Genomic DNA, 19,821 nt, shown 5'->3' on the forward strand with positions numbered 1-19,821 from the left:
CCGGTCAGCAGTCGCACCCGCAGTCGCCGTCGCAGCAGCTGCAGCAGTTGCCGCAGCACTCGCAGACGTCGCAGCAGTCCTTGCAGTCGCCGCAGTCCATGTCCGAGCAGACGGAGCGGCAGCCCTCGCGCCGCTTGCCCGACCAGGGGCCCTCGAACTCGTCGGCGCAGCACGCCTTGCAGGTGCAGCACAGCCCGAGGGCAGCGGCGCAGCCGAGCCAGAAGCCCCGCTTGTCCGGGCCCTTCGGCGGCCCGCCGTACGGGTCGCCCGGGGGCCGGCCCTGGGGGTTTCCGTAGGGGTTGCCGTACGGGTTCCCCTGGGTGCCCGGGTCCCCCGGCGCGTACGGGCCCGTGGGCGGCCCGAAGGCGGCCTCGGGTGCGGCGTGGCCGCAGGACGTCGTGCCGAACGCCCGGTCCACCGACCGCGGCAGCTCGTGCACCAGCAGCAGGTGGGCCAGTCTCCCGTCACCGAACTCGGCGTCGCGCAGGGCGAGTCGGATGCCGTGCACGGCGTCGTCGGCGAGCCGCCGGGCCTCCTCGCGGGAGGTGCCGGTCGCGGTGAGCGGGTTCCAGGCGCCGGTGCGGGCGTCGGCCGCCTGGTCCTCCACCGCGTCCAGCAGGTGGGCGAGCCTCCCGAACAGCCGCCCGGCCTCCGCGAGCGGCGCCGCGTTGCCGGGCCGGCCGGCCAGGTGCGCGGTGTGGGCGAAGGCGGCGGCGGTGGCCGTCTCGGTGGGCTCGGTGACGGTCAGGATCGGGGTGCCGGGCCCGGCCAGGGTCTCGATGCCGAGTTGCCGGTCGACGGCGGCCACCAGGACGCCGGTGTCGAAGCCGACCGCCGCCCCGCTGTGCGCCCCGGCCCGCCCCCAGCTCGCGGCGACCTTGCGGGCGGCGGCGGCCACCGGCCTGCGGGCCAGCAGTCCGTCCCGGTCGGCGACATGGTCGCGGACCTTCGCCGCGGCCAGCACCAGGGAGACGGCGGCGGCGAGCCGCGCGCCCTCGCCCTGGGCGACGGACGCCGTCCGCATCCCGCGCAGGGCGCAGGGTCCGGCGGTGCGCCGGCCGCCCTCGGCAGGGCCGAGCTGAGCCTCCGTCAACACCGATATCAGCAGGCCGTCGTAGTTGGTGACGATCCGCGCCAGCTGACCGTGGTCGCCGCGCAGCGCGAGACAGAGTCCGCACAGGTGCGCCATCCACTCGTTCGTGAAGCGCTCCCCGAGCCGGTGCGCGCAGGGTCTGACTATTCCGAACACCGCGATCCCCCCGAGTGTTGACCTGGCGTCTGTCTCACCCGGACGCACCGCGTGTCACCCATCCGCCGCCGACCATCATATTTCACTCACAGTCAGCAGCCGTACGTGTCACAACCCTTGGGGGACAAGGTGTCTCGACGGATCGGCTGTGCACCAGTACCGTCACAAACCCCCCGCGCGGCGACTATCCACTTGGCGCGCTGTCAGCATCATGGATGACCATAGGGGAAGGTGCGGAAGCACGAGAGACCGCTGTGAGAGGAGGCGTCCATGGGATCGGTACGCAAGGCGAGTGCGTGGCTCGGCCTCGTCGACGACAACGATGACGAGCGCTACTACGACGACGACTACTCCGAGGGCACCGCGTCCAGGGACGCCTGGGTGACCGACCCTCGGGTGCAGGTGGCCACGGACACGGCCCAGGACAAGGGGCGCCGGATCGCCACGGTCACCCCGGACAGCTTCCGGGACGCCCGTGCCATCGGCGAGCTGTTCCGGGAGGGGGTCCCGGTCATCGTCAACCTGACCGGCATGGAGCCCGGCGACGCCAAGCGGGTCGTGGACTTCGCGGCGGGGCTGATCTTCGGCCTGCGCGGCTCCATCGACCGGGTCTCCAACCGGGTGTTCCTGCTGACCCCGGCCGACACGGAGATCATCAGCGGTGACGCGTCCGCGCACCGCTCCGACGGCTTCTTCAACCAGAGCTGAGGCGGGGCCGCTCACCGGCCCCGCCCCGCCCGGGGGCTCACCGGAACGCGTCGATCCCGGTGAGCGCCTTGCCCAGCACCAGCTGGTGCATCTCGACGGTGCCCTCGTAGGTGAGCACCGATTCGAGGTTGGTCGCGTGCCGCATCACCGGGTATTCGAGCGAGATCCCGTTGGCACCGAGGATCGTGCGCGCCGTACGGCAGATCTCGATGGCCTCGCGGACGTTGTTCAGCTTGCCGAAGCTGACCTGTTCCGGGCGCAGCCGCCCGGCATCCATCCGCCGCCCCAGATGGTGGGCGAGCAGAATCCCCTTGTGCAGTTCGACCGCCATGTCGGCGAGCTTGGCCTGGGTGAGCTGGAAGCCGCCGATGGGCCGCCCGAACTGCTCGCGGGTCTTCGCGTACTCCACGGCCGCCTCGAAGCTGCTGCGCGCGGCGCCCATCGCGCCCCAGACGATGCCGTAGCGGGCGTGCGACAGACAGCTCAGCGGGCCGCGCAGCCCGACCACCTCCGGCAGCACGGCGGAGCCGGGCAACCGTACGTCGTCCAGGACGAGTTCACTGGTGACGGAGGCGCGCAGGGACCACTTGTGCTTGATCTCGGGCGCCGAGAAGCCGGGCGTACCGGTCGGTACGACGAAGCCGCGGATGCCCTCCTCGGTCGCCGCCCAGACGACGGCCACCCCGGCGACCGAGCCGTTGGTGATCCACATCTTGCGGCCGTTGAGCACCCAGTCGGCGCCGTCGCGCTTGGCGTGGGTGCGCATGGAGGCGGGGTCGGAACCGTGGTCAGGCTCGGTCAGGCCGAAGCAGCCGATCACCTCGCCGGCCGCCATCCGCGGCAGCCATTCACGCTTCTGCTCCTCGCTGCCGAAGCGGTGGATCGCGTACATGGCGAGGGAGCCCTGCACGGAGACCAGCGAGCGGATGCCCGAGTCGGCCGCCTCCAGCTCCAGGCAGGCGAGGCCGTACTGCACGGCCGTGGCACCCGCGCAGCCGTACCCGGTCAGGGACATGCCGAGGGCGCCGAGGGCGCCGAGCTCCCGGGCGAGTTCCCGGATCCGCGGCAGCTCGCCCTTCTCGTACCAGTCGGCGACGTACGGCAGCACGCGGTCGGCCGCCCAGCCGCGGACGGTGTCCCGGATCGCCAGGTCCTCCGGGTCCAGCAGGTCGTCGATCCCGAGCGGATCGGCGGCGTCGAACGGGGGCAGCTTCGCGGACGCGGACATGGAACACCCTCCGGGACAGTCAGGCACACTGCGGCACACGGCGCCACCTGAAAACTAGCAGCGCTAGTTATGGTGGCGCAGCCGACGTTACGGCGCAGTGTCCCGTACGTCCAGAGGGGTCAGGCGGAGACCCGCGGCTGCTGCGCGGCACGCGGGGCGGGCAGTTCCCGGCCGGCCTCGTCCGGCACCGGCTCCGGTTCCGTACCGCACTGCATGACCCGCGGCAGCCGCAGCGCCATCACCGCGCCCAGCAGCAACAGCCCCGCGCTCACCAGCAGGGTCACGTGCAGCCCGTGCACGAAGGAGTCCCGGGCCGCACGGCGCAGCGCGGCCCCGGCCGCGCCGCCGAGCCGGTGCGCCACGTCGTAGGCCTCCCCCAGCGAGTGCCCGGCGGCGGTCGCGTCCGCGGCGGAGACGCCGGGCACCGCACGCAGCCGGGGGGTGTACGCCGCGTTCATCACGCTGCCGAGGAGCGCGATGCCGAGACCGGCGCCCAGCTGGTAGGAGGTCTCGCCGATCGCCGCCGCGCCGCCGGCCCGGTCCGCCGGGGCCTCGCTGAGCATCGACTCGTAGGCGCCGAACAGCGTGGTCTCCAGGCCGAGGCCGAGCAGCACGAAGCCGGACAGCAGCAGCGCCGGGTTGTCGGCGCGGCCCATCGCGGTCAGGGTCAGCACCGCGATCGCCGTGACGCAGAAGCCGGTGCACACCATCCGGCGCGGCCCGAACCGGCGCAGCACCCGCGCGCCCAGCAGGCCCGCGGCCATCGCCGCCACGGTCAGCGGCAGCAGCCGCAGGCCGGTGGCGAGCGGGGACAGGCCGAGCACCAGTTGCAGGTACTGCGCGGCGATCAGCTCCAGGCCAACCAGCGCGAGCATCGCCAGCACGATGCAGCCGACCGCGGTGCTGAAGGCGGGCCTGCGGAACAGGCGCAGGTCGACCAGTGGGTGCGGCAGCCGCCGCTGGCGCCGTACGAAGAGGACGAGCAGCACCGCGCCGACCGGCAGCGGCAGCAGGGTCAGGGGGCTCGCCGGGGCATGGCCGCCGCCGAGCTGCTTGACGCCGAAGACGACGCCGAACAGGCCGGCCGCCGCCATCAGCGCGCCGATCACGTCCCAGGGGCCGTCCGCCGCGCCCCGGGACTCGGGCAGCAGGATCCGCCCGACCGGGAGGCTGATCAGCATCAGCGGGATGTTGATCAGGAAGACCGAGCCCCACCAGAAGTGCTCCAGCAGAAAGCCGCCGAGCAGCGGGCCGACCGCCGCGCCGACGGCGGCCACCGCGCTCCACACGCCGATGGCGAGGGCGCGCTCGCGCCGGTCGGGGAAGACCTGGCGGAGGATCGACAGGGTCGCGGGCATGATCATGGCGCCGCCGACGCCGAGCAGGGCGCGGGCGAGGATCAGCACCTCGGCCGTGTGCGCTGACGCGGCGACGGCGGAGGCCACGCCGAACAGGCCGTAGCCGAGCAGCAGGACGCGTCTGCGCCCCACGCGGTCGCCGAGGGTGCCGAAGAGGATCAGCAGCGAGGCGCAGACCAGCGGGTAGACGTCGACGATCCACAGCAGTTCCGTGGCGCCGGGCCGCAGGTCCTCGGTGACCGCGGGGACCGCCACGTGCAGCACGGTCGCGTCGAGGGCGACCAGCAGCAGGCTGGCGCAGAGGACGACGAGGACGACCCAGCGGTTGGCACCGGGCCCGGCCGTCCTACGGCGCTGCCGTAGGGCAGCCGTGGGCGTCCCGGACATGTACGTACCTCCCAGATGTTCCCTCGCGTGGAGCGGGGCGACGGGGACCGCCTGTCGTACGGCCGGGAAGGAGTGGTGTCCCCGGCCCGCGCTGTCCACGGGGATGGCTCGTCAGCCTACGCGAGTCCGCCGCGCCCCCACGTGGCGGACCTCTCACCCCCGGGAGGCTATCTCTGTGGCGTACACCACGCCGTACCGGCTTGACCGCGCCCCGGCGGCCGGTCCGTTCCCCCGTCCGGTCGATAATCGAGCCCGTGACCGATCTCGAGACGCGCGTGGCCGCACCCACCGCCCCGCCCCCACCCGCACCGCTGCCGCGCCGGGCGGTTCCGGCCCTCGTGGGCTACGCGGCGGTCCGCGTGCTGGGCCTGGTGGTGCTGGCGGTGTGGAGCGCCGCGCGCGGCAAGAGCGCCCTCACCCTGCTGACCGCGCGCTGGGACTCCCTCTGGTACACGCGAGTCGCCGAACTCGGCTACGGCTACCAGGTGCGGCTGCCCAACGGCGACGTCCACTCCGATCTGGCGTTCTTCCCGCTGCTGCCATGGCTGGAGCGGGGGCTGCACGCGGTCACCCCGCTGTCGTACGCGCACGCCGGTCTCGTGGTGTCCCTGGTGGCCTCGCTCGCCGCGGCGGCGGGGATCTACGCGGTCGCCGAGCACGTGTACGGGCGACGGGTGGGCGTCTGCGCCGTGCTGCTGTGGGCGGTGCTGCCGGTCGCGGTGGTCCAGTCGATGGCGTACAGCGAGTCGCTGTTCACGGCGCTGGCGGCCTGGGCGCTGTACGCGCTGCTGACCGGGCGGTGGGTGAGCGCGGGGCTGCTCGCGGCGCTGGCGGGGCTGACCCGGCCGGTGGGCGGCGCGGTGGTCGCCGCGGTGTGGACCGCGGCCGCGATCTCCTTCGTGCGGGAGCGAAGCGCGGCGCGCACGGACGGCGTGCGGCGAACTGCGCACGCCCCTTCCGGTACGGCGGGAGCGTCAACACGCGTCCCTTTGCCCTTCACCCTCCGGCGCCTCCTCGGTGTGTTGATCGCCCCGCTCGGCGCGGCCGGCTACGTGCTCTGGGTCGGCCGTCGCACCGGCGGGGGCCCGTTCGGCTACCTGGACGTCCAGGCCGGATGGCGCAACGGCTTCGACGGCGGATACGCCTTCGCGCGTTTCGTGGCCGACAAGTTCACGTCATTCCCGTCCGCGCTCGCGGGCGCCGGACTGATCGCCGGTGTCGCGCTGCTGCTCTGGCTGTACGTCAGCGGGGTGCGCCGGGGCCAGCCGGTCGAACTGCTGGTGTACACGGGGATCGTGCTGGCGCTGGCGCTGTGCGCGTCGAGCTACTTCGGCTCCAAGCCCCGGCTGCTGCTGCCCGCCTTCCCGGTGCTGCTCCCGCTCGCCGAGGCCCTCGCCCGGCTGCGCACCTCCCGATCCGCCCTGGTCACGGCGGCGCTGGCGATCGTCTCCGCGGTCTACGGGGCGTTCTGGCTGAACGGCTCCGGCCCCCCGTGATCGGCGGGTCCGGCCTGTGAAGCTCCGGGGAATTGCGACCCAGGACCGGGTTAACGCATTTATAAGCGCCATATAAACAACACCCGGCACGATCAAAGGAATTACAGAGCGCGGCCTCACAGGATTGCGGAATCCGGCGGAATTCGACCGCCCTTGAGAGGTTTCCCACATCACATCGTCATCACAAAGCCGCTGTTACGACCGGGAGCACAGCTCACTCGCTGTAACGTCGATTGGGTGCGTACCGAACGGAACCTCACCCGGCGTCTGGACCGGGTGTTCGCCAGGCTGGACCGGGAGCCGGAACGGCCGGCCCATATCGACGTGCCGGTGATGAGCCGGCACCGGGTCGTGCTGTTCTCCGCGACCCTCGCCTTCTACCTGGCGATCGTGTGGGCCGTGGTGACCACCTCCTGGCTCGTCCGGCTCGACTGGCAGGTCATGTTCTTCCGGCCGTACCAGCAGTGGCCGCAGATCCACGCCTTCCTCGACTACTACGTGGTGCTCGGCCAGCGCGGTCCCACCGCGGTGATGGTCGCGGCCTGGCTCGGCTGGCGCTCCTGGCGCCAGCACACCCTGCGCCCGCTGCTCACCCTGGCCACCTCGCTGCTGCTGCTGAACGCCACGGTCGGCGCCGCCAAGTACGGCATGGGGCGGCTCGGTCCGCACTACGCGACCGTGATCGGCTCGAACGAGATGGGTCTGGGCGGCGATATATTTCCCAGCGGACACACCGCCAACGCGGTGGTGACCTGGGGCATCCTGGCCTATCTGGCCTCCACCCCGCGTGCTCGGCGCTGGCTGTCCGCGCTGTCCGCGATCACCTCGCTGGGCGTCGGCCTGACCACCGTCTACCTCGGTACGCACTGGCTCAGCGATGTGCTCCTCGGCTGGGCCGCCGGCCTGCTGATCCTGCTTGCCCTGCCCTGGTTCGAGCCGCTGATCGCCAAGACCGAGACCCGGCTGTTCGACCTGCGCGACCGCTGGCGCGTACGGCGCAGCCGGCCCGTTCCCGAGCCGGCCGCCCCGCTGGCGCCGGTGCTGCTCAAGACGCCGCGCGGCGCGGAGGCCGAGCAGTCCGCGCCGGCCCGCGAGCCGGTCTCCTCCACCCGCGCCTCCCGGGGCCTGGCGCACCTGGCACCCGGACCGCACACGGCCCGCTCCGAGCGCAGCCCGGTCACCCCGGCGGGCAGCCGCCGCCCGCCGGGCGGCGACCGGGCACCCCGCGGCACCTCCCAGCCGGCGGCCCGTCCCCTGACAGGCGGCTGACGGCCGGGACGGCGGCGGGACCGGTACGCACACCGCCCCGCGCCACGGCGAAGGCCCCGCCCCCTCATCGGGGCGGGGCCTTTGCCGTGCGGGGGCGCGGGCGTCAGCCCTTCCAGGCGCGGGCCACCCGGCCGTCGCGCACCTCGAAGTTGAGCCGGCCCACCCGGTACTCCATGGTGATGATCGCGTCCGGCGGCAGCGACCGCACGGTCGACCAGCCGCGCTGCCGGGCCAGCCGCTCGGCGCTCGCCGCGTCGAGGCCGACGTACCCGTCCGGACTGTCCTGGGGCTCCGCTGGCGGAGGGGGAATCGGTGCCATGCGGCCACGCTAGGCCGCAACGCGCGGTGACGGAAGCCGAGCACGTCCGGAGAGGAGCGGCCGCCGGTCCGGGTCACGCTTCCGTCACAGCTTCCGGGGGCTCTTCCGGCCGAACTCCCTCACACGTTCGGGGGTTTCCATACCGCTCGCCGGGGCATTCGAACTGAATTCCCTTGTGCCGCCGCGGCGCTTCGAATTACCCGCCGGAAACTTCCGCGGCGAAGACCGGGAGAGGTCCGGGGGCGCGATTCCGGGGAAACCCGCGCCGGACCACCGGAGCTGACACCGCATGGGGATTTTCACGGATTCCGCACATGACGCGGGGGCGATACGCGGCACGGCCCTCCGGCGGGAGCCGGAGGGCCGTCGGGCCGAGGGCGGGTCACCGGGCCGGTCCCGGCACCGCCGGCTCAGAGGGTCAGGTGCTGTCCGGGCACGATCACGTCGGGGTCGGTGCCGATCACGGACCTGTTCGCGACGTAGAGGTGCCGCCATGTCGTGCCGTGCCGCGCGGCGATCCTGGACAGCGTGTCGCCCGCGCGCACCGTGTAGCCGCCCGTGCCCCGGGACGGGGACGCGTGCCGCGAGGTCTTCGGCGTGGCGGCGGGGGCCGGCTTCCGCGTCCCGGCCGGGGCCGACTTCTTCGTCGGGCCCTTGTCGACGCTCACCTGCGAGGGGGCGGAGCCCATCGCTCCCGCGCGCCCCGAGCAGACCGGCCAGGCGCCCCAGCCCTGGGCCTGCTGGACCCGCGTCGCGACGGCGATCTGCGCGCTCCGGGAGGCCCGGTCGGCCGTGGAGGCGTACGCGGAGCCGCCGTACGCGCGCCAGGTGTGGGCGGAGAACTGGAGCCCGCCGTAGTAGCCGTTGCCGGTGTTGATGTGCCAGTTGCCGCCGCTCTCGCACTGGGCGATGCGGTCCCACACCCCGTTGTCCGCGGCGGCTGCGTTGCCGGTCGCGGTCAGCAGCCCCAGCGGGGCCAGCAGCGCGGCGCCGGCGAGTACGGCCGTCGTGCGGCCCCGGCGCGTGCTGTCGTCACGGGCGGTGGTGCGGGTGGTATCGGCACACTCGGACATGTAATTCCCTTTCCAGCGACCCGGGCTCCCCCAGACGGCACGCGCCTCGCCGCGCAGGACCGCGGTGACGCGCGCCCGCCCCGTCCGCGCCCGCGGTGCCGGCGATGCTGCGCTGCCGGTGCCGGGTGGCGGACGTACCCGAGCGGTGCTCGTTGCACACGGCGGAGGAATGTAGGGAGGGTCGGCGCCGGACTTCAACCAAATGGCCGTCCTTCCAGGCCAGTTGACCGTTACCGGGGGTATCGGCGATTTTCGGCCACCCACTACATACACTGATTTCCAGATTTTTCGACCATGCCCGGCAGCCTGCTGTGACCCACTTCACCCCTCCAAGTCGCTTGACCGAGCGCCGAGTTGACCGTGAGTGGCGCATTCCGCACCGTGGGTGACCGTGCGCGGCAGTTGGTTCGAACCGGTGCCCCGCCATGCGTGACTCCCACCACAGGACGCCCGTTGTCTTCTTCATGAGCCCGGAACCCTGGGGCTCATCGGCCGGGGGCCACCCGACCGGTCCAGCACGCATCCCAAGGGAGCCACCCGTGCCGCGCATGCTCGACGTCAGCGACGCCGTACGCGCCGAGATCGGCGACGAAGAAGCCGACCGGCTGCTCGCCGGAGAGAACGCCCCGGGCAGTTACGACTGCACGTCCTGCCGCACCCCGGGCGACTCCGAGCAGGAGCGCACCAGCACCGTTCTGTTCGTCGGCGAGGAGACCGCGGTCCTCGCCTTCGCCCACGCCAGCTGCCTGCCCTCGCAGGTCGTCCAGGTCACCGAGGAGCAGTTGCAGGGCGCCGTCCGCTCCATCGGCGCGCAGGCCGCCGACGACGGGCCGCGGCGGTCCGCGCCCGAGCAGGCGGTGCTCGGCGTGACCAGCGGACTCATCCTGATCGAGGGCGAGTTGCATCCCGCACTGGTGGTCGAGCCGACCTCCCCCATCGTGCGCCCGGGCACCACCGGGGCCGGGGACGACTTCCTGCCGCTGCTGATCGAGCAGGGGTTCATGCCGGTGACCGAGATCGCCGCCGTACCGCCGGTGCTGCACGGCTGGTCGGTGCTGCTGGCGGTCGGTCAGCTGCACGCGGTCCTCCAGCCGGGCCCGCACGGCGGCCAGCCGGTGGCCTGGTGGCAGGCGCACCAGCCGCTCCAGGTCACCGACGGCTGGCGGGCCTCGGCCAACAAGCACCAGCAGGTGCTGATGTTCGCCGCCCCGGTGGGCTCGATCGGCCGCCAGCCCCGCGAGGACCTGCTGCGGGACTCCCTCGACCGGGCCGCGGCGCAGGGCAAGCTGGTGGCGGCGGCGCTGCCGCTCGCGGGCACCTGACCCACCGCACCCCCGAAGGCAGGTCACGAAACCGCATCTCTTCGGGGGCGCCGTCGTTTGGACATACGTGCACGCATACGACACTTCGCCCCGCCGGTCCTCGTTCTCCTCCGTCCCGCCCGCCCGGACGGGACAGGAAGGGGCGGGTGGTGCCTCGGCCACGCCGATCTTCGACATGCTCTCCGCGGAGTGGGTCAAGGCCTTTCGCACGCTGCCGGGCGACCGCAGCGGGGAGGAGGGGCTGAGGTTCGTCCCCTTCGGTCTGCCGGACCGGACGGGATGGTCGTACGGCGGCCATCGGGCGGGCTCGTTCAGCAGCTCCTACAGCGCCTACAGCGCGGGTGCCTACAACGCCCGCCAGCAGTCGCAGTGGCAGCGGGTCGGCACCATCGGACGGCCCGAGCAGGACACCGGGATGCACCATGTGCCCGCCGCGCTGCCGCCGGGACCGCGCCGGGGCGCGTGAGCGTGCCGGACCCACGATGAAGGGCGGCCCCCGAAAGCGGGGGCCGCCCTTCACGTCGTACCGCCGGTGCTACTTCTTCTTCGTGCCGCGCTTCTCGCGCACCCGCACCGAGATGTGGATCGGGGTGCCCTCGAAGCCGAACTCCTCGCGCAGCCGGCGCTCGATGAAGCGCCGGTAGCCCGCCTCGATGAAGCCCGAGGCGAAGAGCACGAAGCGCGGCGGCTTGGTGCCGGCCTGGGTGCCGAAGAGGATGCGCGGCTGCTTGCCGCCCCGGACCGGGTGCGGGTGGGCCGCGACCAGCTCACCGAGGAAGGCGTTGAGCCGGCCGGTGGGGACGCGGGTCTCCCAGCCGGCGAGCGCGGTCTCGATGGCCGGAACCAGCTTCTCCATGTGGCGGCCGGTGCGCGCGGACACGTTCACCCGGGGCGCCCAGGCGACCTGGCCCAGCTCGGTCTCGATCTCCCGCTCCAGGTAGTAGCGGCGCTCCTCGTCCAGGGTGTCCCACTTGTTGTAGGCGATGACCAGCGCGCGGCCCGCCTCGACCGCCATGGTGACGATCCGCTGGTCCTGCACGGAGATGTTCTCGGAGGCGTCGATCAGGACGACCGCGACCTCGGCCTTCTCCACGGCGGCGGCGGTGCGCAGCGAGGCGTAGTAGTCGGCGCCCTGCTGGAGGTGGACCCGCTTGCGGATACCGGCGGTGTCCACGAACTTCCAGGTGACGCCGCCGAGCTCGATGATCTCGTCCACCGGGTCACGGGTGGTGCCCGCCAGCTCGTTGACGACGACGCGCTCCTCGCCGGCCACCTTGTTCAGCAGGGAGGACTTGCCGACGTTCGGGCGGCCGATGAGCGCGATGCGGCGGGGGCCGCCGAGCGCGGTGCCGAAGGTCTGCTCGGGCGCCTCGGGCAGCGCCTCCAGGACGGCGTCCAGCATGTCGCCGGTGCCGCGGCCGTGCAGCGCGGAGACGGGGTGGGGCTCGCCGAGGCCCAGGTTCCACAGATAGGCGGCGTCGGCCTCGCCGCTCGGGCCGTCGACCTTGTTGGCGCACAGCACCACCGGCTTGCCGGCCTTGCGCAGCAGCCGGACGACGGCCTCGTCGGTATCGGTCGCGCCGACCTTGGCGTCGACCACGAAGACCACCGCGTCGGCGGCCTCGATCGCGTACTCGGCCTGGGCCGCCACCGAGGCGTCGATGCCGAGGACGTCCTGCTCCCAGCCGCCGGTGTCGACCACCTTGAAGCGGCGGCCCGCCCACTCGGCCTCGTACGTGACGCGGTCGCGGGTCACACCCGGCTTGTCCTCGACGACCGCCTCGCGGCGGCCGATGATCCGGTTGACCAGGGTCGACTTGCCGACATTGGGGCGGCCGACGACGGCGAGCACGGGCAGCGGGCCGTGGCCCGCCGCCTCGATGGCGCCCTCGACGTCCTCGATGTCGAAGCCCTCTTCCGCGGCGAGCTCCATGAACTCCGCGTACTCGGCGTCGCCGAGAGCCCCGTGCTCGTACTCGTGCGCGGCCGAGCCGTCGGGCTGGATGTCGTCGTTCATGAAGTCCGTACCTCGTCGTTCATCGTGGTGATCGGTGGAACAGGCCCTCTCGGGCTGGTCCCGGGTGGGCTGATCCACTACTCAAGTGTGGCCCGGCGCCCGGTCAGGCGCCTGGCGTTTTCCAGGTGGCCGGTGAGCTGCTGCTGGATGCGCTCGGTCGCCTCGTCCAGCGCCCGGCGCGTGCGCCGTCCCGATCCGTCGCCCGCGTCGAACGGGTCACCGAAGACGACGTCGACCCGGGAGCGCAGCGGGGGCAGCGCCTTTATCAACCGGCCCGGCCGGTCCGAGCTTCCCATGACGGCCACCGGCACGATCGGCGCGCCACTGCGGACCGCGAAGTAGGCGAGGCCCGCGCGCAGCGAGGCGAAGTCGCCCTCGCCCCGGGTGCCCTCCGGGAAGATGCCCAGCACTCCCCCGGCCGCCAGGACGCCGAGGGCGTCGGTGATGGCGGTGCGGTCGGCGGCGGCGCGGTCCACCTTCAGCTGGCCGATGCCGGTCAGGAAGTCGCCCAGCGGTCCGACGAACGCCTCCTTCTTGATCAGGAAGTGCGTCGGCCGGGGCGCCACGCCCATCACCATCGGGCCGTCGATGTTGTGCGAGTGGTTCACCGCGAGGATCACCGGGCCGGTGGCGGGCACCTTCCAGGCGCCGAGCACCCGCGGCTTCCACAGGCCGTACATCAGGCCGACGCCGATGCGCCGCCCGACCTCGGCGCCTCTTTCGGAGGGCAGGCTCACTTCCCGGTCCGCTTCTCCTCGACCAGGGTGACGACGCACTCGATGACCTGGGCGAGGGTGAGCTCGGTGGTGTCCACCTCGACCGCGTCGTCGGCCTTGGCGAGCGGGGAGGTCTTGCGGCTGGAGTCGGCGGTGTCCCGCTTGATCAGCGCCTCGCGGGTGGCGTGCAGGTCCGCGCCCTTCAGCTCGCCGCTGCGGCGGGCGGCGCGGGCCTCCGGGGAGGCGGTGAGGAAGATCTTCAGGTCGGCGTCCGGCAGCACCGTCGTACCGATGTCCCGGCCCTCGACCACGATGCCCCGCTCGGCACGGGCCGCCAGCGAGCGCTGGAGCTCGGTGATCCGGGCGCGCACCTCGGGCACCGCGCTGACCGCGCTGACCTTGGAGGTGACCTCCTGGGTGCGGATCGCCGCGGCCACGTCCACCCCGTCGACCGTGATGGTCGGGGCGGCCGGGTCGGTGCCGGAGACGATGTCGGCCTTGCCCGCGACGGCCGCGACGGCGGTGGGGTCCGTCAGGTCGATGCCGTTGTTCACCATCCACCAGGTGATCGCCCGGTACTGGGCCCCGGTGTCCAGGTAGCTCAGGCCGAGCTGCGCGGCCACGGCCTTCGACGTGCTCGACTTGCCCGTGCCGGAGGGACCGTCGATCGCGACGATCACGGGCTTGGCGGTCGGGGCGGCGCCGTTTTCCACGGGGGCACCTTCCTGGGTGTGCGGTGTGAGCGGGGGGCGGGGTGCGAGAGCGCCCCGCACAAGGTTACTGGGTGTGGGTCACTCGTCCGGACGCACATCACCGCCCGCCTCCGCCGCCCTACTGCCGCAGCGCCCAGCCCCGCTCGCGCAGCGCGCTGCTGAGCACCGGGGCCGCGTGCGGTTCGACCATGAGCTGCATCAGACCCGCCTGCTGCCCGGTGGCGTGCTCGATGCGCACGTCCTCGATGTTGACCCCGGCGCGGCCCGCGTCGGCGAAGATCCGCGCCAGCTGGCCGGGCTGGTCGTCGATGAGCACGACGACGGTCTCGTAGACCCGCGGCGCGCTGCCGTGCTTGCCGGGTACCCGCACCTGGCCCGCGTTGCCGCGGCGCAGCAGCTGCTCCACCCCGGCGCTGCCCGCGCGCCGCTTGTCCTCGTCGGTCGACTGCAGGGCGCGCAGGGCCGCCACGGTCTCGTCCAGGTCGGCGGCGACGTCGGCGAGCAGGTCGGCGACCGGGCCCGGGTTGGCGGAGAGGATGTCGATCCACATCCGGGGGTCGGAGGCGGCGATCCGGGTCACGTCCCGGATGCCCTGTCCGCACAGCCGTACGGCGGCCTCGTCGGCGTGTTCCAGGCGCGCGGCGACCATGCTGGAGACCAGGTGGGGCATGTGGGAGACGAGGGCCACGGCGCGGTCGTGGGCGTCGGCGTCCATGACGACGGGGACGGCCCGGCAGTGCGAGACCAGTTCCAGGGCGAGGTTGAGCACCTCGGTGTCGGTGTCCCGGGTGGGGGTGAGCACCCAGGGGCGGCCCTCGAAGAGGTCGCCGGTGGCGGCCAGCGGGCCGGACTTCTCCCGGCCGGACATCGGGTGCGTGCCGAGGTAGGCGGTGAGGTCCAGGCCGAGCGCCTCCAGCTCCCGGCGGGGACCGCCCTTGACGCTGGCCACGTCCAGGTAGCCGCGGGCGAGTTCGCGGCGCATGGCGTCGGCGAGGACCGTGGCCACGTGCGCGGGCGGGGCGGCGACGATCGCCAGGTCGACGGGGCCCTCGGGGGGTGCGTCGGTGCCGGCGCCGAGCGCGGCGGCGGTCCGGGCGTGCTCCGCGTCGTGGTCGGCGAGGTGCACGGTGACACCGCGCTGGGTCAGGGCAAGGGCGGCGGAGGTGCCGATCAGGCCGGTGCCGATGACGAGTGCGGTTCTCACTGGGCAATGTCCTTGCGCAGGGCGGCCGCGGCGCCGAGGTAGACGTGGGCGATGTCGGCGCGGGGCCGGTCCGTCTCGACATGGGCGAGGATCCGGACGACCCGGGGCATGGCGCCCTCGACGTCCAGCTCCTGGGCGCAGATCAGGGGCACGTCGACGATGCCCAGCTTGCGGGCGGCGGCGGCCGGGAAGTCGCTGCGCAGATCGGGGGTGGCGGTGAACCAGACGCTGATCAGGTCGTCCGGGGCCAGTGCGTTCCGCTCCAGGACGGCGGTGAGCAGGGCGCCGACCCGCTCGTCCATGTGACCGGCCTCGTCCCGCTCCAGCTGGACGGCCCCCCGGACCGCTCGTACCGCCACGGTGTCGCTCCTCGCTGACAGGTGTTGTCGTGCTCGCCCGTCCAGCGTAGTCAGCCCGCGTCAGCCGAGCGCCGGGCGCCCGATCGCTGAGACGATACGCGTACCGGTTTCTTCCGGTTTCGACGCTTTCAAGGAGCGTCGGTATCCGCATCCCGACATGTGTACGGAGTGGTGAGATGACCCAGGGCGCGACGCGGCGCACGGTGATCGCGACGGGCGCGGCGGCGCTCGCGACCGGCTGCGGCGGCAACAACGGCGGCAGCACCAGCGCCGCCGCCGACAACACCCGGAACGGCACGGACAGCCCCTCCCCGACGCGGCCGGCGTCCCCGGCGTCCCCGGCCGCCTCCACCTCCCCGGCGGCCGACGCGAAGAAGCTGGCGAGCACCGGCGACATCCCGGAGGGCGGCGGCAAGGTCTTCGACGGGCAGAAGATCGTGGTGACGCAGCCGTCGAAGGGCGAGTTCAAGGCGTTCTCGGCCGTCTGCACGCACATGGGGTGCACGGTGAGCCGGGTGCAGAACGGCACCATCGACTGCCCCTGCCACGGCAGCAAGTTCAAGATCGCGGACGGTTCGGTGGCCGAGGGCCCGGCGACCAAGCCGCTGGAGGAGAAGCGGATCAAGGTCGAGGGAAACTCGATCCAGCTGGGCTGAACCGCCGCGTAGGCTCCGGGCATGCAGCCCGAGGCCCTGGTACGCGACCACACCGTCTACTCCTGTGTCATGGGTTCCCGGGCCTTCGGCCTGGCCACGGAGGCCAGCGACACCGACCGGCGGGGCGTGTTCCTCGCGCCCACCGCCCTGTTCTGGCGGTTCGAGAAGCCGCCGACGCATGTGGAGGGGCCGGACGAGGAGCGGTTCTCCTGGGAGCTGGAGCGGTTCTGCGAGCTGGCGCTGCGGGGCAACCCGAACGTCCTGGAGTGCCTGCACTCCCCGCTGGTGGAGCGGGTGGACGACACCGGCCGTGAACTGCTGTCCCTGCGCGGCGCGTTCCTCTCCCGCCGGGCGTACGGCACCTTCACCCGCTACGCCCTCGGCCAGCGCAGGAAGCTCGACGCCGATGTACGGACGACGGGTGCCCCGCGCTGGAAGCACGCCATGCACCTGCTGCGGCTGCTGATCAGCTGCCGGGATCTGCTGCGCACCGGCGAGCTGCGCATCGACGTGGGCGAGGCGCGCGAGCCGCTGCTGGCCGTGAAGCGGGGCGAGGTGCCCTGGTCCGAGGTCGAGGCGCGGATGGCCCGGCTCGGGGCCGAGACGGAGGCGGCCCTGCGCCACACCCCGCTGCCGCCGGAGCCGGACCACGCCCGGGTGGCGGACTTCCTCTTCCGCGTCCGCCGCGCCTCCGCCCTGGCGTCGCCGCCGCGCCGGTGAACCGCCGCCCGCGTCCATGACCCGCGGCCACCGGCCCTCGGCCCGCCGGCCGCACCCTCGGCCCGCCGGCCGCAATCGTGCCCGTGCCCGCACCCGCCGGCCCTTCCCACGCCCCCGGCCGTCCGGTCCTCAGCCGGCCAGCCGTACCCGGACCACGAAGTCGTGCAACGCCTCGTGACCGCCCGCCGTGTCCGGCAGCACCGACGCGGCCTGGGCCTCGTCGAGGGCCTGGTGCAACCGCTCCACGTCCTGTGCCACCCGCTCCTGGTCGAGCCCGGAGAACACCCCGTGCTCCCGCTCCGCCTTCGCGGCGATCAGCTCGGGCACGTACGCGGGCGCGTCCCACTCGGCCGCCAGGGTGGGCAGGTGGGCCTGTATGCGGCCGGTGCGCATGAGGTGGACGCCGGTGAGCAGCACGCGGAACGTGTAGAGCAGCGGCTTGAGTTCGCCGGTCTTCTCGAACAGCCGCCACTGGGTGACCGCGAACCCCCGGTAGTGGTGGGCGTGGTGGCTGGTGAGCACGGCCGGGGCGAGGGCGGCCAGTTCCCGGTGCGTCTCGCCGGTGTGCACGACGAGCGGCGAGAGCAGTTGTTCCAGCACATAGCCGTTGCGGCGCAGCATCAGCCGTACGAACTTGCGCAGGTCGTGGGTGACCAGGTCCAGTTCGACCCCGTAGCGCACCCATGCCTTCGACCGGGTCTCCTCCGGCTCGCGCAGGCCGACGAGGTCGGCGGTGGGCAGCAGGTGGACGCCCCGCAGGTCCACGTCCGAGTCCTGCGAGGGGAAGCCGTACAGGTGGGCGCCGGAGACGGTGGCGAACAGCAGGGGGTCGGGCTGCTCGGCGATGACGGGCGCGAGATCCATGTCGAGGTTGTCGATCATGGGCCTAAGCGTCCCAGAGCGTGCCCAATGCCAACAGGTCCTCCCGGTACTCGATCCGCTCGGCCCAGTCGGCGGGCCAGGCGTCCGCGCCGAGCCAGGCGCCCGCGAAGGCGCCGGTGAGGCAGGCGATGGAGTCGGAGTCGCCGGCGGTGCAGGCGGCCCGGCGCAGGGCGGTGAGGGGTTCGTCGGGGAAGAGCAGGAAGCACAGCAGCCCGGTGGCGAAGGCCTCCTCGGCGATCCAGCCCTCGCCGGTGGCCTCGCACGGATCGGCCTCCGGCGAGTGGGTGGCGACGGCCGCCTCGATCCGGTCCAGGATCGCCAGGCACTCGTCCCAGCCGCGCGCGATGAAGTGTTCGGGGCCCGGATCCTGGGAGCGGGTCCACAGGTCGCCGAGCCAGAGGTGGTCGTAGCGGGTGCGCTGTTCGACGGCGTGGGCACGCAGCCGCCCGACCAGCGCGGCCGGTTCGGTGCCCCGCGCGAGCAGGTGGACCGCGTGGGCGGTGAGGTCGGAGGCGGCCAGCGCGGTGGGGTGGCCGTGGGTGAGCGCGGACTGCAACTGGGCGGCGCCGGACCGCTGTTCGGCGCTCAGCCCGGGGGCGAGCCCGATCGGGGCGACGCGCATGTTGGCGCCGCAGCCCTTGGAGCCGACCTGGCTGGCGTCCTGCCAGCCGCGTCCCCCGTCCATCAGCAGCCGGCAGGCGGTCAGGCAGGTGTTGCCCGGCGCGCGGTTGTTGTCCGGCGACTCGTACCAGTCCACGAACTCCTCGCGCAGCGGGGGTTCCAGGCTCGCGGGCGTGAGGGGGCCGTGCGCCATCGCCCGCCGCAGGCCGCGCCCGAGGGCGAGCGTCATCTGGGTGTCGTCGGAGACGAAGGCACGCCGCGGCAACTCCATCCCGCGCCAGGGCCCGCACTTGGCGATGATGTCGGGCACCTTGTTGAACTCGGTCGGGAAGCCCAGGGCGTCCCCGAGGGCGAGGCCGAGGAGCGCTCCGGTGGCCGGCCGCTTGGACATAAAAGATCATCCCCCTTTATCGTCACGGTGACAATAAAGGGGGATGCCGGGCGGCGCAAGGCGTGCCGCCTACAGATCGACTTCCTTCATCAGCATGCCGACCTCGGTGTTCGACAGCCGGCGCAGCCAGCCCGACTTCTGGTCGCCGAGGGTGATCGGGCCGAAGGCGGTGCGCACCAGCTTGTCGACCGGGAAGCCGGCCTCCGCGAGCATGCGGCGCACGATGTGCTTGCGGCCCTCGTGCAGGGTCACCTCGACCAGGTAGTTCTTGCCGGTCTGCTCCACCACCCGGAAGTGGTCGGCGCGGGCGTAGCCGTCCTCCAGCTGGATGCCGTCCTTCAGCCGCTTGCCGAGGTCGCGCGGGATCGGGCCGACGATGTGCGCGAGATAGGTCTTGCGCACGCCGTACTTGGGGTGGGTGAGCCGGTGGGCCAGCTCACCGTGGTTGGTGAGCAGGATGACGCCCTCGGTCTCGGTGTCCAGCCGGCCGACGTGGAAGAGCCGGGTCTCCCGGTTGGTGACGTAGTCGCCGAGGCACTGGCGGCCCTCCGGGTCCTCCATGGTGGAGACGACGCCGGCCGGCTTGTTCAGCGAGAAGAACTGGTACGACTGGGTCGCCACGGTCAGGCCGTCGACCTTGACCTCGTCCTTCTCCGGGTCGACCCGCTTGCCCTGCTCCAGGACGATCTCGCCGTTGACCTCGACGCGGGCCTGCTCGATCAGCTCCTCGCAGGCGCGCCGGGAGCCGTAGCCCGCGCGCGCGAGCACCTTCTGGAGCCGCTCGCCCTCCTGCTCGGCGCCCGGGAAGGTCTTGGGCAGCTTGACGTCCTTCTTGCCCGCGTACCGCTCCCGGTTGCGCTCCTCGACCCGCGTCTCGTACTCACGCGAGCGCGAGGGCGCCGTACGACCGCCCTGCTGGGCCCGCTTCGGGCCGCCCTTGGCGCCGCCGCGCGCGGATCCGCCGCGCCCGGACTTGGGACCGTCCTGGGTCGCGCCGGGGCCCACGTCGTAGCGGCGCTCCTCGGGGCGGGGCTTGCGGGGACGGCCCTGCCCCTGCCGCTCGTCCCGGTTGTTGCCGGCGCCGCGGTGGTTACCGCGCCCGCCACTCTTGCCGCTGCCGCTGCTTCGCATCA

General features: G+C 72.9%; 20 protein-coding genes. 7 read left to right on the forward strand and 13 right to left on the reverse strand.

From position 1 onward, the window contains the following. Positions 1 to 4: 4 nt before the first annotated feature. Positions 5 to 1,249 (reverse strand): DUF5685 family protein, encoded by a 1,245-nt coding sequence (locus ACSP97_RS08735; RefSeq protein ID WP_358680857.1) that lies wholly within the window; start codon positions 1,247 to 1,249, stop codon positions 5 to 7. A gap of 270 nt (positions 1,250 to 1,519) precedes the next feature. On the opposite strand from ACSP97_RS08735, the gene ACSP97_RS08740 reads away from it, so the two are divergent. Then, entirely contained in the window at positions 1,520 to 1,957 is a 438-nt protein-coding gene (locus ACSP97_RS08740) for a cell division protein SepF (protein WP_355530330.1), read from the forward strand. A gap of 37 nt (positions 1,958 to 1,994) precedes the next feature. On the opposite strand, the gene ACSP97_RS08745 is transcribed toward ACSP97_RS08740, so the two are convergent. Both ACSP97_RS08745 and ACSP97_RS08750 read right to left on the reverse strand, forming a co-directional pair. After that, a complete protein-coding gene (locus ACSP97_RS08745; protein ID WP_355152949.1) occupies positions 1,995 to 3,185 on the reverse strand; it encodes an acyl-CoA dehydrogenase family protein in 1,191 nt (396 codons plus the stop codon). A gap of 119 nt (positions 3,186 to 3,304) precedes the next feature. After that, entirely contained in the window at positions 3,305 to 4,930 is a 1,626-nt protein-coding gene (locus tag ACSP97_RS08750) for an MFS transporter (RefSeq protein WP_440557007.1), read from the reverse strand. Positions 4,931 to 5,184: 254 nt separating this feature from the next. Here ACSP97_RS08750 and ACSP97_RS08755 point away from each other — a divergent pair, with 254 nt between their 5' ends. Both ACSP97_RS08755 and ACSP97_RS08760 read left to right on the forward strand, forming a co-directional pair. Next, complete coding sequence (locus ACSP97_RS08755; protein ID WP_440557008.1) at positions 5,185 to 6,426, forward strand: glycosyltransferase family 39 protein; 1,242 nt, start codon at positions 5,185 to 5,187, stop codon at positions 6,424 to 6,426. A 237-nt stretch (positions 6,427 to 6,663) separates the two neighbouring features. Then, positions 6,664 to 7,695: a phosphatase PAP2 family protein gene (locus ACSP97_RS08760; RefSeq protein ID WP_358275823.1), complete on the forward strand. Its 1,032-nt coding sequence runs from the start codon at positions 6,664 to 6,666 to the stop codon at positions 7,693 to 7,695. Positions 7,696 to 7,798: 103 nt separating this feature from the next. Here ACSP97_RS08760 and ACSP97_RS08765 read toward each other — a convergent pair whose 3' ends face one another. Beyond that, positions 7,799 to 8,014: an I78 family peptidase inhibitor gene (locus ACSP97_RS08765; protein WP_355152955.1), complete on the reverse strand. Its 216-nt coding sequence runs from the start codon at positions 8,012 to 8,014 to the stop codon at positions 7,799 to 7,801. A 410-nt stretch (positions 8,015 to 8,424) separates the two neighbouring features. Further along, positions 8,425 to 9,087: a transglycosylase family protein gene (locus ACSP97_RS08770; protein WP_440557010.1), complete on the reverse strand. Its 663-nt coding sequence runs from the start codon at positions 9,085 to 9,087 to the stop codon at positions 8,425 to 8,427. A 539-nt stretch (positions 9,088 to 9,626) separates the two neighbouring features. Here ACSP97_RS08770 and ACSP97_RS08775 point away from each other — a divergent pair. Together ACSP97_RS08775 and ACSP97_RS08780 are read left to right on the forward strand one after the other, a co-directional pair. Continuing rightward, positions 9,627 to 10,409, forward strand: coding sequence for a hypothetical protein (locus ACSP97_RS08775; protein WP_355152959.1), 783 nt, complete (start codon positions 9,627 to 9,629; stop codon positions 10,407 to 10,409). Between the two features lie 67 nt (positions 10,410 to 10,476). Then, positions 10,477 to 10,875 (forward strand): hypothetical protein, encoded by a 399-nt coding sequence (locus ACSP97_RS08780; protein ID WP_355152961.1) that lies wholly within the window; start codon positions 10,477 to 10,479, stop codon positions 10,873 to 10,875. Positions 10,876 to 10,944: 69 nt separating this feature from the next. Here ACSP97_RS08780 and der read toward each other — a convergent pair whose 3' ends face one another. The 5 genes from der to aroH form a co-directional block, all read right to left on the reverse strand. Further along, a complete protein-coding gene (gene der, locus ACSP97_RS08785) occupies positions 10,945 to 12,426 on the reverse strand; it encodes a ribosome biogenesis GTPase Der (RefSeq protein WP_180331737.1) in 1,482 nt (493 codons plus the stop codon). 77 nt (positions 12,427 to 12,503) lie between these two features. Next, positions 12,504 to 13,106, reverse strand: coding sequence for a lysophospholipid acyltransferase family protein (locus ACSP97_RS08790; RefSeq protein WP_355153017.1), 603 nt, complete (start codon positions 13,104 to 13,106; stop codon positions 12,504 to 12,506). A gap of 53 nt (positions 13,107 to 13,159) precedes the next feature. Further along, positions 13,160 to 13,855: a (d)CMP kinase gene (gene cmk, locus ACSP97_RS08795; protein ID WP_355152963.1), complete on the reverse strand. Its 696-nt coding sequence runs from the start codon at positions 13,853 to 13,855 to the stop codon at positions 13,160 to 13,162. 118 nt (positions 13,856 to 13,973) lie between these two features. Further along, positions 13,974 to 15,059, reverse strand: coding sequence for a prephenate dehydrogenase (locus tag ACSP97_RS08800; protein WP_355328173.1), 1,086 nt, complete (start codon positions 15,057 to 15,059; stop codon positions 13,974 to 13,976). After that, positions 15,056 to 15,418 carry a chorismate mutase gene (aroH, locus tag ACSP97_RS08805; RefSeq protein WP_355152967.1) on the reverse strand — a complete coding sequence of 121 codons (363 nt, stop codon included), beginning with the start codon at positions 15,416 to 15,418 and terminating at the stop codon, positions 15,056 to 15,058. Before aroH ends, ACSP97_RS08800 begins: the two co-directional genes overlap by 4 nt. 176 nt (positions 15,419 to 15,594) lie before the next feature. Here aroH and ACSP97_RS08810 point away from each other — a divergent pair, with 176 nt between their 5' ends. Next, the gene (locus ACSP97_RS08810) at positions 15,595 to 16,074 is read left to right on the forward strand and encodes a Rieske (2Fe-2S) protein (protein ID WP_355152969.1); all 480 of its coding nucleotides are present in this window, start codon (positions 15,595 to 15,597) and stop codon (positions 16,072 to 16,074) included. Between the two features lie 21 nt (positions 16,075 to 16,095). Further along, positions 16,096 to 16,794 carry a nucleotidyltransferase domain-containing protein gene (locus tag ACSP97_RS08815; protein WP_440557015.1) on the forward strand — a complete coding sequence of 233 codons (699 nt, stop codon included), beginning with the start codon at positions 16,096 to 16,098 and terminating at the stop codon, positions 16,792 to 16,794. 129 nt (positions 16,795 to 16,923) lie between these two features. Here ACSP97_RS08815 and ACSP97_RS08820 read toward each other — a convergent pair whose 3' ends face one another. From ACSP97_RS08820 to ACSP97_RS08830, 3 genes are all read right to left on the reverse strand, one after another. Next, positions 16,924 to 17,676 (reverse strand): nucleotidyltransferase domain-containing protein, encoded by a 753-nt coding sequence (locus ACSP97_RS08820; protein WP_355328171.1) that lies wholly within the window; start codon positions 17,674 to 17,676, stop codon positions 16,924 to 16,926. A 4-nt stretch (positions 17,677 to 17,680) separates the two neighbouring features. Then, positions 17,681 to 18,688: an ADP-ribosylglycohydrolase family protein gene (locus ACSP97_RS08825; protein ID WP_355152974.1), complete on the reverse strand. Its 1,008-nt coding sequence runs from the start codon at positions 18,686 to 18,688 to the stop codon at positions 17,681 to 17,683. Positions 18,689 to 18,757: 69 nt separating this feature from the next. After that, positions 18,758 to 19,819, reverse strand: coding sequence for a pseudouridine synthase (locus ACSP97_RS08830; RefSeq protein ID WP_355152975.1), 1,062 nt, complete (start codon positions 19,817 to 19,819; stop codon positions 18,758 to 18,760). Positions 19,820 to 19,821 lie beyond the last annotated feature (2 nt).

The sequence above is a fragment of the Streptomyces sp. SCPE 10 genome (assembly GCF_051980735.1).
GTDB lineage: Bacteria > Actinomycetota > Actinomycetes > Streptomycetales > Streptomycetaceae > Streptomyces > Streptomyces misionensis.

Bases quoted from the DNA above. Each gene is read 5' to 3' on its own strand.
- ACSP97_RS08810 (WP_355152969.1), top strand. From the start codon at position 15,595: ATGACCCAGGGCGCGACGCGGCGCACGGTGATCGCGACGGGCGCGGCG.
- ACSP97_RS08765 (WP_355152955.1), bottom strand. From the start codon at position 8,014: ATGGCACCGATTCCCCCTCCGCCAGCGGAGCCCCAGGACAGTCCGGAC.
- ACSP97_RS08790 (WP_355153017.1), bottom strand. From the start codon at position 13,106: ATGTACGGCCTGTGGAAGCCGCGGGTGCTCGGCGCCTGGAAGGTGCCC.
- ACSP97_RS08745 (WP_355152949.1), bottom strand. From the start codon at position 3,185: ATGTCCGCGTCCGCGAAGCTGCCCCCGTTCGACGCCGCCGATCCGCTC.
- ACSP97_RS08815 (WP_440557015.1), top strand. From the start codon at position 16,096: ATGCAGCCCGAGGCCCTGGTACGCGACCACACCGTCTACTCCTGTGTC.
- ACSP97_RS08770 (WP_440557010.1), bottom strand. From the start codon at position 9,087: ATGTCCGAGTGTGCCGATACCACCCGCACCACCGCCCGTGACGACAGC.
- ACSP97_RS08830 (WP_355152975.1), bottom strand. From the start codon at position 19,819: ATGCGAAGCAGCGGCAGCGGCAAGAGTGGCGGGCGCGGTAACCACCGC.
- ACSP97_RS08825 (WP_355152974.1), bottom strand. From the start codon at position 18,688: ATGTCCAAGCGGCCGGCCACCGGAGCGCTCCTCGGCCTCGCCCTCGGG.
- ACSP97_RS08740 (WP_355530330.1), top strand. From the start codon at position 1,520: ATGGGATCGGTACGCAAGGCGAGTGCGTGGCTCGGCCTCGTCGACGAC.
- der (WP_180331737.1), bottom strand. From the start codon at position 12,426: ATGAACGACGACATCCAGCCCGACGGCTCGGCCGCGCACGAGTACGAG.
- ACSP97_RS08750 (WP_440557007.1), bottom strand. From the start codon at position 4,930: ATGTCCGGGACGCCCACGGCTGCCCTACGGCAGCGCCGTAGGACGGCC.
- ACSP97_RS08820 (WP_355328171.1), bottom strand. From the start codon at position 17,676: ATGATCGACAACCTCGACATGGATCTCGCGCCCGTCATCGCCGAGCAG.